This window comes from Thioalkalivibrio sp. ALE12, assembly GCF_000381105.1.
GTDB lineage: Bacteria > Pseudomonadota > Gammaproteobacteria > Ectothiorhodospirales > Ectothiorhodospiraceae > Thioalkalivibrio.
In genome coordinates this window covers 1-15,169 of sequence record NZ_KB905912.1, presented here as the reverse complement: position 1 = coordinate 15,169, position 15,169 = coordinate 1, and the positions used below count along the sequence as shown (strand labels likewise).

General features: G+C 68.4%; 9 protein-coding genes. 7 read left to right on the top strand and 2 right to left on the bottom strand.

The annotated features are described in order from the left end of the window. Positions 1 to 15 precede the first annotated feature (15 nt). The gene (locus F614_RS0111170) at positions 16 to 429 is read left to right on the top strand and encodes a (deoxy)nucleoside triphosphate pyrophosphohydrolase (RefSeq protein ID WP_018866586.1); all 414 of its coding nucleotides are present in this window, start codon (positions 16 to 18) and stop codon (positions 427 to 429) included. Then, positions 426 to 3,626, top strand: a complete 3,201-nt coding sequence (locus F614_RS0111165; protein ID WP_026329854.1) for a DUF3427 domain-containing protein — start codon at positions 426 to 428, stop codon at positions 3,624 to 3,626. The genes F614_RS0111170 and F614_RS0111165 overlap by 4 nt, the downstream gene beginning before the upstream one ends. Before the next feature lie 20 nt (positions 3,627 to 3,646). Here F614_RS0111165 and galE read toward each other — a convergent pair whose 3' ends face one another. Together galE and F614_RS0111155 are read right to left on the bottom strand one after the other, a co-directional pair. Beyond that, positions 3,647 to 4,627: a UDP-glucose 4-epimerase GalE gene (gene galE / locus F614_RS0111160; protein ID WP_018866588.1), complete on the bottom strand. Its 981-nt coding sequence runs from the start codon at positions 4,625 to 4,627 to the stop codon at positions 3,647 to 3,649. A 42-nt stretch (positions 4,628 to 4,669) separates the two neighbouring features. Next, on the bottom strand, positions 4,670 to 5,446 hold the full coding sequence (locus tag F614_RS0111155; RefSeq protein WP_018880991.1) for a YdcF family protein: 777 nt from the start codon (positions 5,444 to 5,446) through the stop codon (positions 4,670 to 4,672). 252 nt (positions 5,447 to 5,698) lie between these two features. On the opposite strand from F614_RS0111155, the gene F614_RS0111150 reads away from it, so the two are divergent. The 5 genes from F614_RS0111150 (at position 5,699) to prsT (ending at position 14,200) form a co-directional block, all read left to right on the top strand. Further along, entirely contained in the window at positions 5,699 to 6,334 is a 636-nt protein-coding gene (locus tag F614_RS0111150; RefSeq protein WP_018866590.1) for an XrtA/PEP-CTERM system exopolysaccharide export protein, read from the top strand. Between the two features lie 158 nt (positions 6,335 to 6,492). Beyond that, positions 6,493 to 7,887: a TIGR03013 family XrtA/PEP-CTERM system glycosyltransferase gene (locus tag F614_RS0111145; RefSeq protein WP_018881929.1), complete on the top strand. Its 1,395-nt coding sequence runs from the start codon at positions 6,493 to 6,495 to the stop codon at positions 7,885 to 7,887. 7 nt (positions 7,888 to 7,894) lie between these two features. Beyond that, positions 7,895 to 9,946, top strand: coding sequence for an XrtA/PEP-CTERM system histidine kinase PrsK (gene prsK, locus F614_RS0111140; protein ID WP_019558911.1), 2,052 nt, complete (start codon positions 7,895 to 7,897; stop codon positions 9,944 to 9,946). 61 nt (positions 9,947 to 10,007) lie between these two features. Further along, a complete protein-coding gene (gene prsR, locus F614_RS0111135) occupies positions 10,008 to 11,345 on the top strand; it encodes a PEP-CTERM-box response regulator transcription factor (protein ID WP_018876712.1) in 1,338 nt (445 codons plus the stop codon). Positions 11,346 to 11,353: 8 nt separating this feature from the next. Then, entirely contained in the window at positions 11,354 to 14,200 is a 2,847-nt protein-coding gene (prsT, locus tag F614_RS0111130; RefSeq protein WP_231378050.1) for an XrtA/PEP-CTERM system TPR-repeat protein PrsT, read from the top strand. The last annotated feature ends 969 nt before the right edge of the window (positions 14,201 to 15,169 follow it).

Here is a 15,169-nt window from a genome sequence, read left to right as displayed (position 1 = left end):
AAATGGAGAGCCGTGTTGGAAACGCTCATAGAAGCGAATCAGGCGGTGGTGGTCTGCGGCATTCTGGAGGACGCACAGGGGCGGATCTTTCTGGCGCGCCGTGGGGCCGATCAGGCTCTGGGCGGGTATTGGGAATTCCCCGGTGGCAAGGCGGAGCCGGGCGAGAGCCTGGAGGCGGCGTTGTGCCGCGAGTTCCGTGAAGAGCTGGCGATGGGGCTCCGGGTGGGGGAAGAGATCGGGCGCACGCCGATTCCGGGTAATGGGCGCCTTGAGTTGGTGGCGCTGCGAGCCTGGACGGAAGACGAGAGCCCAGTGCTGACCGTGCACGATCGGTGGTGCTGGGTGTCGCCATTGGAGGCTCAAAGGCTCGAGCTTGCGCCTGCGGACATCCCATTGCTCGAAGCCTTTATTGCCGCACGTTCCGAATGAGCCGAGATAGCGCTGCCAAATCCCTGTCCAGTGGCCAATGGGTCGGTCTGCATGAACGGCTGGATACGCCGCGGGTACGGCAAGCGCTGAAGGCCTTGGGGCTGGAGGAGCACGCCCGTTGGAGCCCGGGCTTGGAGGGCGACGATCTGGCGTTGAGCCTGGTCGCCGAGCTGGCCCAGCGGCTCGCGGAGCGCGCGGGTGAGCTGCGGGAAAAGGGACACGAGGACTGGACGCGGGCCGTGCAGGGGCTGGCAGATGCGCTGGGGGCAGCGGGGCATCCGCTATCCGGGATCGAGGAGGACCTTCCGCAGCCGCCGTTCCGGCAGTTGCTGGAGGTGCGTTCCCCGTCGGCTGATCAGGTTGGGCAGCAGGAGACGCCACGGCCGGATGTTCCGCTGGCCCTGTCCAGCCTGCTCACCGGTTCGGATCGTACGCCCAGCCTGGTCACGCAGATCGAGAAGGAGCTGGCCAGTGCGGAGCGGGCCGACTGGCTGGTGTCCTTCATCAAGTGGAGTGGGATTCGCGCCTTGCGCGAGACGCTGAAGCGCTTTACCGAGACCCCGACGGCGGATGGCTCTCCCAGGCTACGGATCACGACGACCTCGTACCTCGGGGCTACGGATCTCAAGGCGATCGAGTTTCTGCTGGGCCTGCCGAACACCGAGATTCGGGTCTCCTACGACACGCACCGCACGCGCCTGCACGCGAAGGCCTACCTGTTCCATCGGAACACGGGGTTTGGCAGTGCCTACATCGGCTCGGCGAATGTCTCGCGGGTGGCGATGGATGAGGGCCTGGAGTGGACGGCCAAGGTCAGTGAATACGAGCTGCCGCACATGTGGCGCCAGATCCAGACCTCGTTCGAGGCGCATTGGGCAGACCCGGCGGAGTTCGAACCGCTCACCAAGGATGAACTTCCCCGCCTGCAACAGGCACTGGAGTCGGAATCCAGCTCGGGGCCTGGGGCGCCGAAAGACGCCACCGCGTTCTTCGACCTGCGGCCGTATGCCTTTCAGCAGGAGATCCTGGAGGACATCCAGCGCGAACGCCGTTCGGGGATCGACCGCCATCTAGTGATCGCGGCCACCGGGACCGGCAAGACCATGATCGCCGCCTTCGACTATCGGCGCTTTGCGCGCGAGCAGGCGGACAAGGGGCGCCCGTCGCTGCTGTTCATCGCCCACCGCGAGGAGATCCTGCGCCAGGCGATGGCGAGCTTTCGGCAAGTGTTGCAGGACCGCGAGTTTGGCGATGTGCTGGTGGGCGGGGCGCGTCCGAGTCAGGACCGCCATCTGTTCTGCACGGTGGCGAGTTGGAATTCACGGGACCTCGATCGCCTAGACTCGGCGCATTTCGATTACGTGGTGCTGGATGAGGCGCACCACAGTACTGCCGGCAGCTACCAGCGCATCCTCGAGCATGTGCGGCCCAAGTGCCTGCTGGGCCTGACCGCGACGCCAGAGCGCACGGATGCCGACGATATCCGCAAGCACTTCGGCCAACGCTACACCCATGAGATCCGCTTGCCGGATGCGATTGAGCGGCGCCTGCTGGTCCCGTTCCATTACTTCGGTGTGGCCGACCATGAGTCCGTGGATCTGAGCCGGGTGAGCTGGAAGCGCGGGGGCTATGACGCCGAAGAACTGGAAGGGGTGTTCACCGGCAACCGGGCGCGAGCCGATTGGGTCCTGCAGCAGGCCCATGAACACGCCACGGATCTCAGCTCGGTCAGGGGCTTGGGTTTCTGCATCAGCTGCGACCATGCCCGATTCATGGCCGAGCATTTCTCGGCCAAGCAGGTGCCCAGCGCGGTGCTGACTGGCGAGAGCTCGGATCACGAGCGGCAGTCGGTACAGCGCGACCTGCGCGAGGGGCGCATCCGCTTCATCTTTACGGTGGACCTCTACAACGAAGGCGTCGACCTGCCGGAGGTGGACACCGTTTTGCTGCTGCGCCCGACCGAGAGCCTGACGGTCTACCTACAGCAGATGGGCCGCGGCCTGCGCTTGCACGAAGGTAAGCCGCACCTGACCGTGCTCGATTTCGTCGCACCGCAGCACCGGCGTTTTCGTTATGCCGCGCGGTTCCGGGCCCTGAGCGCGCGGCCGGAGAAGCGGGTGGATCACCAGATTCAGGAAGGCTTCCCCTGGTTACCCAGCGGCTGCCTGATCCACCTCGACCGCTTGGCCACCCAGCACGTTCTCGACAACATCCGTGCGCAGATCAACCGCCAGCGACCGCAGATCGTGCGCGAGCTGAAGGACTGTTTCCGGGAGGACATCGACTCCGCCAGCCTGCCCAAGATGCTCGACTGCCTGCATATGGATGATGCGGAAGACCTGCTGCGCAAGGACCTGCCCTCCCGGCTGCGCGCGGAATGCGGAGGCGAATCGACCGAAGCGCTAGCGCCCTATGCCAGTGGCCTCAAACGCGGGCTGCAGCGCTTGGCGCGGTGTGACGATCACCAGTTGTTGGAAACCCTGCAGACCCATCTGGCGCGGCCGGCCGCGAACGTGGAGCAGCTTGCCGAACAGGATCGGCTCCGGCTGGCCCTCGTCCACAGCACGCTATGGGGCAAGACGCGGCCGGGGGACGGGGACCTATCCGCCGTGGATGCCTTCGTCCGCGAACAGCGCCCCCTGTACCGGGACATCCAGGAAGTCGCCGCCTGGCGACACGAGTGTATCGTCCCCGCCAGCGGCATCACCTTCCCAGAGCAGACGGGGCCGCTGGAACTGCACGCGTCCTACACCCGCGAGCAGATCCTTCTGGCGCTGGGACTTGGCAGCCTGGAGAAGCCGATCACCCAGCAGGAGGGTGTGCGGCACGTACCGGAGCGGCGGGTCGATGCGTTGTTCGTCACCCTGGAGAAATCCGAGCAGGAGTTCTCCCCCACCACCATGTACGAGGACTACGCCCTCAACGAGCGGCGGTTCCACTGGCAGTCACAGTCCGGCACCTCACCCACCTCGGAGACCGGGCAGCGTTACATCCACCACGAGGCGCGTGGCTACACCCCCATGCTGTTCATTCGGCGGGCCAAGCGTGATGCGACGGGTCTCAGTGAGCCATTCACCTTCTGCGGCCCGGTGCGTTACCAGCGCCACGAAGGCAGCAAACCGATGAGCATTGTCTGGGAGCTGGAGTACGAACTGCCCACCCGGCTCCTGCACCTCGCACGCCGCACGGTCTTGTAACGCGGCTGGGGAAACGCGGGTCAGGCGGTCTGCAGCGCGGTCTTCTGTTCCCAGGCGAGGGCGTGGCGGACGATCTGGTCGAGGTCGGCGTATTGCGGTTCCCAGGCGAGGGTCTGGCGGATGCGGCGGGCGTCGGCCATCAGGGCGGGCGGGTCGCCTTCGCGGCGCGGGCCCAGGGTGACGGGGAAGTCCACGCCGCTGGCGCGTTTCACGGCGTCGATCACCTCGAGCACGCTGTAGGCGTGGCCGTAGCCGCAGTTGAGCACCTGAGAGTCGCCGCCGCCGTCGAGGTGTTCCAGGGCGCGGAGGTGGGCGGCGGCCAGGTCTTCCACGTGGATGTAGTCGCGTTCGCAGGTGCCGTCGCGGGTGTCGTAGTCGGTGCCGAATACGGTGATGCCGTCGCGCTGGCCGGTGGCGGCCTGGCAGGCGACCTTGATCAGGTGGGTGGCGTCGGGCGTGGCCTGCCCCAGGTGGCCGTCGGGGGCGGCGCCGGCCACGTTGAAGTAGCGCAGGCTGACGTAGCGCAGGTCCGAGGCGGCGCCCAGGTCCATCAGCATGCGCTCGGACATCATCTTGGAGGCGCCGTAGGGGTTGATCGGCTGCAGCGGTGCGTCTTCCGCAACCGAGACGGTGTCGGGGATGCCGTAGACCGCGGCGGTGGAGGAAAACACGAAATGGCGCACGCCGGTGTCGGCACAGGCCTGTAGCAGGTTGAGGGTGTTGCGGGTGTTGTTGCCGTAGTACTTGAGCGGATCGGCGACCGACTCGGGCACGACGATATGCGCGGCGAAGTGGAGCACGCCGTCGAAGCCGCGCGCGAGGGTGTCGCGCAGGCCTTCGGTATCGGCCAGGTCGCCGACCACCAGCTCGGCATCCCCCACAGCCCAGGCGTGGCCGGTGCTGAGGTTGTCGTACACGGTGACCGTGTGCCCCGCCCTGCGCAGGTGCTGCAGGACATGGCTGCCGATATAGCCGGCCCCGCCCGTTACCAGCAGTTTCATCCATCGCCCCCGGTCGCTGTGGGTTGGGGCTGGCGGGGCGCGTCAGGGGTCGGGTGGTGCCGGGTGACGGCCGTATTGCCAGCGATACCACAGAATACCGAGGTACTCGTGCATGGCGAGCCAGCTCGTGCGCATGGCGTTAGCCTGGGGTTTGAAGGCGCCTAACGACAGCCGCGTGTCATGCGCGACGAACGCCCCGGTTGGCGCCGGGATGGGCTCCAGCCCGGCGCGTTCGAACGCGGCCGTGGCGCGCGGCAGGTGGTGGGCATGGGTGACCAGCAGCACGCGTTGCAGGCCGTGTTCCTGCAGCAGCGCGGCCGAGTGGCGGGCATTGCCCTGCGTGTCGCGCGCCTGAGGTTCCTGCCACACCGGCGATACCCCGAACTCCTCCAGCACCTCGGCCATCCAGCGGGCCTCCGGTTCCCGATCGTCCGGGCCGCCGCCGGTGGCGACCACCGGCAGGCCGGTGCGCCGGTGCAGGGCCGCGGCATAGCGCAGGCGCACCAGGGCCAGGTCGTTCACCGTCTCGCCGGAGAACTCGACGGCACCGCTGCGGTAGCCGGCGCCCAGCACGACGATCGCCTCGGCGCGTTCCAGCGCCGCCGCGTCGGGGGGTGACCACGGCGCCTGCAACGGGGCCATCAGGGCGTGGCTGACGGGCGGGAGGCTGAAGGCGTAGGTCAGCAGGAGCCCGGTGATCAGCAGCGCCTTGCCCGCGAGGGTGCGCATCAGCAGCAGGCCCGCCAGGGCCAGCAGCAGTGGCCCGCTGGGCGGGAGCAGCAGCCAGTCGGCCAGAAAACGCAGCGACAGAAAATCCACGGGGCATCCTTGTTGGCGGTAGCAGGACGGCCCGGCGGCGCCGTAACGCGAACGTTAGTCAGGAGCCGCCGGGAATGAAGGCCTTACGTGGACTCTGTTCACAACCGGGGCCTAACATCAAGTTGCTTGTGGAATCCGGTATTCCCGGTAAGCGTAGCCAGGTATCGCGGCCTTCGGGGTGCGGTGCGGGCCCGGTTCCCGGTCGGGTGAAGCCTCCAAACAACCGCCAGAAATGTCCAAGGGGGAGTCGCGATGTCCCTGATCCATGCTTCAAAGGTCGGGCCGAAGTTCGGGTTCGCCTTCCTGCTGCCGGCCCTGATCCTGGGTGGCTGCGCCACGACCGATTTTCCGGATGCCCCGACCTCCATCGAGCGCACGGTGATCGAGCAGTACATCATCGGTCCCGGGGACTCCCTGCAGGTGTCTGTGCGTGGCAATCCGGATCTCTCCACCGGCGTATCCGTACGCCCGGACGGGCAGATCACCACCCCGCTGGTCGAGGATGTCCAGGCCAGCGGCCAGACGCCCACCGAACTGGCGCGGGCGATGGAGGAGGAGCTCTCCCGGTTCCTGCGCGATCCGATCGTCACGGTGATGGTGACCGGCTTCGCCGGGCCCTACAGCCGCCAGATCCGGGTGATCGGGCAGGCTGCGGAGCCGCAGGCGCTGCAGTACCGCGAGGAGATGAGCGTGATGGACGTGATGATCGCGGTGGGCGGTATCACCGACTTCGCGGCCGGCAATCGCGCGGTGATCGTGCGCAACGAGGACGGCGAGCGCAAGCAGTACCGGGTGCGCCTGGACGACCTGGTGAACGGCGGCGACATCTCGGCCAACGTGGACATGCTGCCCGGCGACACGCTGATCATTCCGGAACGACGCTTCTGACGAGCCCGGGGCGCGACGGGCGGGTTCCGGGCGCGCGGCGCTGAGGCGCCGCCGGGGAACCGTCGCCGCCACGCTGCGGGATCGGGGACGGTAGACATGGACCCCCTGACAAGGACGCACAACCCCGCTGCGCAAGCGCCTCGGCGAGAGGGCTAGTCGTGCGCATCTTCGGCCACTACATACGCCGCCGCGTGCTGATGCTCGCGACCGCGGAACTGCTGGTGGCGTATCTGTGCCTGTATCTGGTGCTGAGCCTGCCGCCCTTCCAGCCGGAGGCCCTCAGCCTGCTGGACCCGGAGCTGGTGGCGGCGACGCTGGTCGTCCTGCTGGTGCTCACCCTGGCGGGCCTGTACGAGTCGGACTATCTGGCCACCCGCAGCACGCTGCGCTCCCTGTTGCGCCTGGTGCCGGCGCTGCTGTTCGTGGGCGGGCTGCTGCTCCTGTATGGGGCCCTGGTGCCGGCGGCACTGTTTTCGCCAACGGCGGTCGGCGGCGGGGTGCTGCTGTTGCTGACCGGGCTGGTTGCCGAGCGCACCCTCTGGTGCAATTTCTCCGACGCCGACGCCTTCAAGCGCCGCATCCTGGTGCTGGGTACCGGCAGCCGGGCCCGCGCGATCGAGACGGTCCACCCGGACAAGGCCCCGGACGACCTGCCGTTCCGGGTGCTGGGCTACATCGCCACCGAGGGCGAGAAGGACTGCCCGCAGGATCCGGCGCGCCAGTTACAGCTGGGCTGCGATGCGAGCCTGCTGGAGATGGCGCGCGAGTTTCGGGCCCACGAGATCGTGGTCGCCATCCGCGACCGACGGGGCAACCTGCCCGTCCGGCAGCTGCTCGAGTGCAAGCTGAACGGGGTGGCTGTCACCGATGTGTCCAGTTTCTTCGAGCGCGAACAGCAGCGGGTGCAACTGGACTCGCTGAACGCCAGCTGGCTGATCTTCGGCGAGGGGTTCCGCCAGCACTGGTCCCGCAACGCCATCAAGCGGACCTTCGACGTGCTGGCCAGTTCGACGCTGCTGCTGGCCACCCTGCCGGTGATGCTGGTCACCGCCCTGGCCATCAAGCTGGAAAGCCGCGGCCCGGTGTTCTACTGGCAGACGCGCGTGGGGCTGGGGAATGTGCCATTCGAGGTCTGCAAGTTCCGCAGCATGCGCGAAGACGCCGAAGTCGATGGCGTGGCGCGCTGGGCGGTGCGCGACGACGACCGCGTGACCCGTGTGGGGCGCATCATCCGCAAGCTGCGTATCGACGAGCTGCCGCAGGTGATCAACGTGTTTCAGGGCAGCATGTCGTTCGTCGGGCCGCGCCCGGAGCGGCCCGTGTTCGTCGAGCAACTGACCGAGCAGATCCCCTATTTCCCGGCGCGCCACTCGATCCGCCCCGGCATTACCGGCTGGGCGCAGGTGCGCTACCCCTACGGGGCCTCGGTCGAGGACGCGCGGCAGAAGCTGCAGTACGACCTGTACTACGTGAAGAATCACACCCTGTTCCTGGATGTCCTGATCCTGATCGAGACGGTCAAGGTCGTCCTGTTCGGCCGCGGCGCGCGCTGATCCCGTAATGACCAGTGTTCCCCTGGCCGCGATCGGCTACCTGACAGCGGCACTGGCGTTCCTGGTGCTGGCGGTGGTGACCCTGGTGCGCTGGCGCAACCGGCCCTCGGGCCTGTGGGTGGTCCTGGCCGCGTTGCTGTCGGTGGGCTGGGCGGGCTACCTCGGTTTTCTCGCCTGGCACTACGGGACCAGCGCGGCGATCTCCGGCGGCGTGATGGAGGTGGCCCGCAATGCCGGCTGGTTCGCGCTCCTGCTGGCATTGCTCGCGGGCAGCGGAAGCCGCCCGGGGGTCGATCCGCGCGCCCTGCGCTGGTGGGCCAGTGGCGTCGCGGCCTTTCTGCTGTTCATCCTGGTGCCGATGCTGTGGCCGCAGCTGCTGGGCGCGATCTGGCCGGGGCTGGCCACGCTGCTGATGGCGATCGCCGGGCTGGTGCTGGTGGAACAGGTCTACCGCAACACGCCGCCGCAGAACCGCTGGGAGATCAAGTTCCTGTGCCTGGGTCTGGGCGGCCTGTTCGCCTTCGACCTGTTCCTGTTCGCGGACCTGGTGCTGTTCCAGACCATCGACAGCCCGTCCTGGCAGGCCCGCGGGTTCGTGAATGCGCTGGTGGTCCCGCTACTGGCAATTTCGGTGAGCCGGCGCCTGCCGCAGCGCGAGGGGCCCACGGTTTCGCGCCACCTGCTGTTTCACACCGCGTCGCTGATCGGGGCCGGGCTGTACCTGCTGGCGGTCGGCGGCGCGGGCTACTACCTGCGCCACCACGGGGGCGACCTGGGTGCCCTGCTGCAGGTGACCCTCCTGTTCGGGGCGGTGCTGCTGCTGGCGGTGGTGCTCTTCTCCGGCAGCGTCCGCGCCCAGCTGCGGGTATGGCTGGCCAAGCACTTCTTCAACTACCGCTACGACTACCGCCAGGAATGGCTGCGCTTTACCGGAACCCTCGCGCAGACCGATGACGAGACCCCGTTCCGGCAGCGGGCGATCCAGGCCATCGGCGAGCTGGTCGAGAGCCCCGGTGGCCTGCTCTGGGTCCATCGCGACGACGGCCGCTTTGCCCTCGACGGCGTGCTGAACCTGGGCGAGCCGGAGTACCCGGCGCTGGAACCGGACGATCCCCTGGTGGCATTCCTGATGCGCTCCGGCTGGGTGATCGACATCGACGAGTTTCGCCGCGATCCGACGTTCTATCACGGGCTGGAGCTGCCGGCCTGGCTGGTGGACAACCCGCGCCACTGGGCCGTGGTGCCGCTGCTGAAAAGCGATGGCCTGGAGGGCTTTGTCGTGCTGGCCCAGCCGCGGGCGCGGCATCGCATCGACTGGGAGGAGCGCGATCTGCTGAAGACCGCGGGCCGCCAGCTCGCGGTGTACGTGGCGCTGGTACAGACCGACGAGGCGCTGCTGGAGGCGCGCCAGTTCGAGACCTTCCACCGGCTGGCGGCGTTCCTGGTCCACGACCTCAAGAACGTCTCGGCCCAGTTGTCCCTGATCAGCGCCAACGCCGAGCGCCACCGCGACAATCCCGAGTTCGTGGCGGATGCCTTCCGCACCGTGGGCAATGCCCGCGAGCGCCTGGAGCGCACCCTGGCCCAGTTGCGCAAGGCCCAGCCGGGGGCCGACAGCCCGCGCCAGGCGATCGAGGTGGACGCCCTGCTGGAGGAGGTTGCGCACGATAGCCGCGAGGTCCGGCCGGTGCCCCGGGTCACGGTGGAGGACAGCGCCGGAGTTCTCGGAAACCGCGACGCACTGCGGAATGTGCTGCTGCACCTGGTGCGGAATGCACAGGAGGCCACGCCGGATAACGGCGATATAACCATGACCCTGAAAACCCGGGATCAATGGGCCATCATCGAAATCGAGGACAACGGGGCGGGCATGGACGAGGACTTCGTCCGGCGGCGGCTCTTCCGCCCCTTCCAGACCACCAAGGGAAACGCCGGCATGGGCATTGGCCTGTACGAGGCCCGGGACCTGGTGGTCCGGATGGGTGGGCGGATCGATGTATCCAGCCGCGTTGGCGAGGGGACCGCCTTTACGCTGCGTCTGCCACGGTACGGCACATGAGGCGTCTTCGTGCCGTTCACCATCACGTCCTCCCGGGGCCGGGTGCAAAGTAATGGAGTCGATGCTCAAGCTGCTGATTGTCGAGGATGACGCCGGCCTGCAAAGCCAGTTGCGCTGGTGCCTGGACGGCTACGAGATCCTGCAGGCCCAGGATCGCGCGAGCGCGATGGCGCATATGCGCCGGCACGAGCCCGAGCTGGTCACCCTGGACCTCGGCCTGCCCCCCGACCCGGCCAACGCCACCGAGGGCCTCGCGCTGCTGGAGGAGATCCTGGCGTTCAACCCCGGGGTCAAGGTGATCGTGGTCACCGGCAATGACGATCGCGAGAACGCGCTGAAGGCCGTCGCCCTGGGGGCCTACGATTTCTACATCAAGCCCGTGGATGCCGAGCTCCTGCGCCTGATCGTGGACCGTGCCGCCCGGCTGTACGAACTCGAGGAGGAGAACCGCCGGCTGGCCCGCGGCAGCACCTCTTCGCTGTCCGGGATCATCACCTCGGATCCGCAAATGCTGCAGGTCTGCCGCATGGTGGAGCGCGTGGCGCCCTCCGACGCGACCGTCCTGCTGCTGGGCGACAGCGGGACCGGCAAAGAGGTCCTGGCGCGCGCCGTCCACGACCTCAGCAACCGCGCGAAGGAGCGCTTCGTCGCGATCAACTGCGCCGCGATCCCGGAGAACCTCCTGGAGAGCGAGCTGTTCGGCTACGAGAAAGGTGCCTTCACCGGCGCGACGCGCCAGACCATCGGCAAGATCGAGCATGCCGACAAGGGCACGCTGTTCCTGGACGAGATCGGCGACCTGCCGCAGAGCCTGCAGGCCAAGCTGCTGCGCTTCCTGCAGGAGCGCACGGTCGAGCGCCTCGGCGGGCGCAACGAGATCCCGGTGGATGTCCGCATCATCGGCGCCACCAATCAGGACCTCCAGGCCCTGATCCGGGCGGGCGACTTCCGCGAAGACCTGTTCTATCGCATCAGCGAGATCAGTATCGACATCCCGCCGGTGCGCGAACGCCAGGGGGATGCGACCCTGCTGGCCCACGCCCTGCTGGAGCGCTTCGCGCGCGAGCAGGGCAAGCCGCGCCGCGGCTTTACCGCCGACGCGCTGCGCGCGATCGAGGGCCACCCCTGGCCCGGCAATGTGCGCGAGATGGAAAACCTGATCCGGCGCGCCGTGATCATGGCCGACGGCAACCTGGTGACCGCGGAGGACCTCGGGCTCGAGGACCACGACCAGGAAGCGCCGCCGGAGCGTCTGCGCGAGGCCCGCGACCGGGCCGAATACCAGTCCGTGATCAAGGCGATGGGCCGCTGCAACGGCAACATCGCCCAGGCGGCCGATACCCTCGGCATTACCCGTCCAACGCTCTACGGCCTGCTCGACAAGTACGGGCTCAGATGAGGCACACCATGGTGACTACCCGATACACGAAACAAGCATCCGGCCCGGCCCGGCCCCGTCACAATGGGATACTGCCGGGACGCCTGAAGCCGCTGGCACTGGCGGTGGTCCTGGCCACCGGCGTGGGCCTGGCGGGCTGTGACCAGATCGGGACGGCCAGCGAACAGGACTACCTCGACCGTGCCCAGGCCCTGCAGGAACAGGGGGACTACCGGGGCGCCCGCATCGAGTATCGCAACGCCCTGCAACTGAACACCGATGCCCCGGCCACGCGCCGCAGTCTCGGCGTGGTGTATCTGCAGCTGGACAACCCGGAGGAGGCCCGCCGCCAGCTGGAACGGGCGCAGTCGCTCGGTATCCCGGAGGCGCAGGTGGCGCTGCCGCTGGCCGAGGCGTGGTTCGCGACCGACCGCTTCGCGCGGATCCGGGCGCAGTCGGTGCCGGAGGATCTCGCCGCCGAGGAGCGGCCACGGCTGCACGCGCTGCGGGCGGTCGCCTTTGCCGCCGTGGGCGAGCGCGACGCCGCGGAGGCCGAGCTGGCACAGGTCGATGCGGCCGAACAGGCGCCGCTGCAGGCCCTGGCGCATGCCCATCTGGCGATGGCCGAGGGTGATGCCGAGCGGGCGATGGCCTCCCTCGAACAGGCGCTCGATCAGGACCCCGAGCTGGCGCATGCCTGGAGCCTGCTGGGCGAGTACCGCCGTATCACCGGCGATTCCGAGGGCGCGGAAGAGGCCTTCACCCGGGCCATCGAGGTGCGCCCGGCTTCCGGACGTGACTACATGGCGCGCGCGATGGTGCGCCTGAATGCCGGCGATTATGAAGGGGCGCGGGCGGACGTCGACGGCCTGATGCAGGGTGGCTCGTCGCATCCCGGCGTGCATTACCTGGACGGGATGCTCCTGATGCAGGAGGAACGCTACAGCGACGCGCGCGCGAGTTTCGAACGGGCCGTGGCCGGCAATCGCACCTACAGCCCCGCATTACTGGGGCTTGGCCTGGCGCATCGCAGCCTGGGCAATCTGGAGCAGGCCGAGCACAACCTGAACCGGCATGTGCAGGAGAGCCCGGGATCGCTGCAGGGCATCCGTACCCTGACGGCGATCTATCTGGAACAGGATCGGGTGGAGGATGCGCTGCGGTTCGTGGACCGGGTCAGCCGCGACTACACCGGCGATCCCGCCGACATGGCGGAGCTGCGCGGGCGCCTGCTGCTGGTGGCCGGCGACTCCGAAGCCGGGATCGAAGCCTTGCGCGATGCCGTGGCCGCGAGCCCCGGCTCTCAGGGCCTGCAGGAACTCCTGGCGGTGGCGCTGCTCCGGGGTGGCGAGACCGAGGAAGGCCTGGACGTGATGCGTGCCGCCGGTGGCGGCGAGGTTACGGCGCAACAGGTCGATACCACCATGGTGCTCTACCTGTTGCAGGCGGGTCGCTATGACGAGGCGCTGGAACGCGCCCAGCGCCTGCAGGAGCTGCAGCCGGAGGCCGCCGGCCCGCTGAGTCTCCAGGGCGCCGCCCTGATGGGACTGGGCCGGACCGACGAGGCGCGCGCCGCGTTCCGCGAAGGGGTCGAACGGGACCCGGACGATATCTCCGTGGCGATGAACCTTGCCAGCCTGGAATTGCAGGCCGGCAACCGTGGCGCGGCACGGGAGGTCCTGGAAGCGATTCAGGATCGCCACCCCGGGCATGCCCGCTCCGCGCAGCGCCTGGCCAACCTGAGTCTCCAGGACGGGGACCAGCAGGGCGCCGCCCGCTGGTTTCGGGTGGCGATCGAGTCACAGCCCGAGATGCTGCCACCGCATCTCGCGCTGGCCCAGATCCAGCTCCAGGGCGGCCGCCCCGAGCAGGCACTGGAGACGCTCGAGGCCGCGAGTGAACATCATCCGGACAATCCCGACCTGCTGTATGCGCTGGCCGATGTCCAGCAGACGCTTAATCGTCCCGATGCCGCGGTCGCCAGTCTAGAGGCGGCCGTCGGGCAGGCGCCGGACAATGTGAACCTTCGGCTTGCCCTGGCCCGCGCGCATGCGCAGGCCGGTGACGAGGCCGCCACCGAGGCCACGCTGCGCGAGCTGCTGGAACGCCAGCCGGAACATTACCGGGCCCGCGTGCTGCTGGCTCGAGGGCTGGTCAACCAGGAGCGCACGGAGGACGCCCGGCCGCATCTGCAGCGGCTGGAAGAACGCTTCGAGGATCGCAGCGAGGTCCAGGCCCTGCTGGGACGTGCGGCCCTGCAGCGGGATGATCCCGCGGCCGCCGTGCGGCACTACCGGGCCGCGCTGGCGGACCCGGGTGGCCAGCGCCGGGACTGGGTCCATGAACTGGCCCGCGCGCAACGGGAATCCGGCGAGTTCGAGGCCGGCCAGGCCACGCTGGAAGGCTGGCTCGACGAGCACCCGCAGGACCTGGCGACCCGGCACATCTATGCGGCGCAGCAGATGGGGGCCGGCGACGAGCCGGGCGCGGTGGCCTCGTACCGCCGCATCGTCGAGCAGGATGCGGACGACGTGATTGCCCTCAACAACCTGGCCTGGACCCTGCGTGAACGCGAGACCGAAGAGGCGCTCGGACACGCGCGCCGGGCCGCCGAACTCGCTCCGGAGGCGCCCCCGGTGCTGGACACGCTGGCCGTGGTGCTGATCCACGCGGGCGAGCCGGCCGAGGCCGCGGATATCCTGGGTCGCGCGCACGAGCTGGCTCCGGAGGATCCGGGCATCCAGTACCACCTGGCCTGGGCGGAAAGCGAACAGGGCGCACGCGACGCCGCCGCCGACCGCCTGCGGCAACTGCTGGACGCGCACGACGCCTTCCCGCAACGGGCCGACGCCGAGGCCTTGCTCGACCGCCTGTAAGCCCGAAGAGGTCCGACGTTCGAAGGGGCTGCCACAGGCAGCCCCTTTTTTCATGCCTGCCCGTACGCCTGCACGGCCGGGATGACGGTGTGTGGGGGTATGAGGCCGGGAATCTGGATGCCCTGTTCCGTCCCCTGTAGGAGCCTGCTCGCAGGCGAATGCCCCTGCCCGCGTCCGGCTCTGGCAGGAGCTTCGCCTGCAAGCAGGCTCCCACAAGGATGTTTCCACCGCGCACCCCCTCTGTCGTCATCCCGGAGACCGCGCAGCGGTTATCCGGGATCTGCCGGGATCTGCCGGGATCTGCCGGGGGCTGGCGCGGCGTCGGTGGCGGGGGTGGGAGATCCCGGCTCTTCGCTTCGCTACGGCCGGGATGGCGGAGTGTGGGGGAGTGCAGCGGTGGGGAATCCGGATGTCCTGATGTGACCCCTTGACCCCTGTGGGAGCCTGCTTGCAGGCGAATGCTCCTGCCCGTGCCCGACTCTGGCAGGGGCTTCGCCTGCAAGCAGGCTCCTACAAGGATGTTTCCACCGCGCACCTCCCTGTTCGTCATCCCGGAAACCGCGTAGCGGTTATCCGGGATCTCCGGGGCCTGCACGGCGTCGGTGGCAGGGACGGGAGATCCCGGCGCTCCGCTTTGCTGCGGCCGTGATGACGGCGTGTGGGGGGACGCTGCGGCCGGGATGACGGGGTCTGGGGGAACGCTGTGGAGTAGTGTGCTGAGTTGTGTGCAGAAGCTGGCAGGAGGTGAGCGGCCATGGTATTCGGGTTGGTTAGCGACCACCTGAACCCCTCAAGGAGGGCGAGACCATGACCACTCACAAGAGCCAGGCTACTGCGGATCGCACGTCACTGCGAGCGCTTTTGGGGACAGACGAGGAACTGATGCGCACGCTGGTGCGCGAGGCGGTCCAGCAGGTCCTGGAGGCCGAGATGAGCGACCAGCTCCAGGCGGCGCCGGGCGAGCGCACC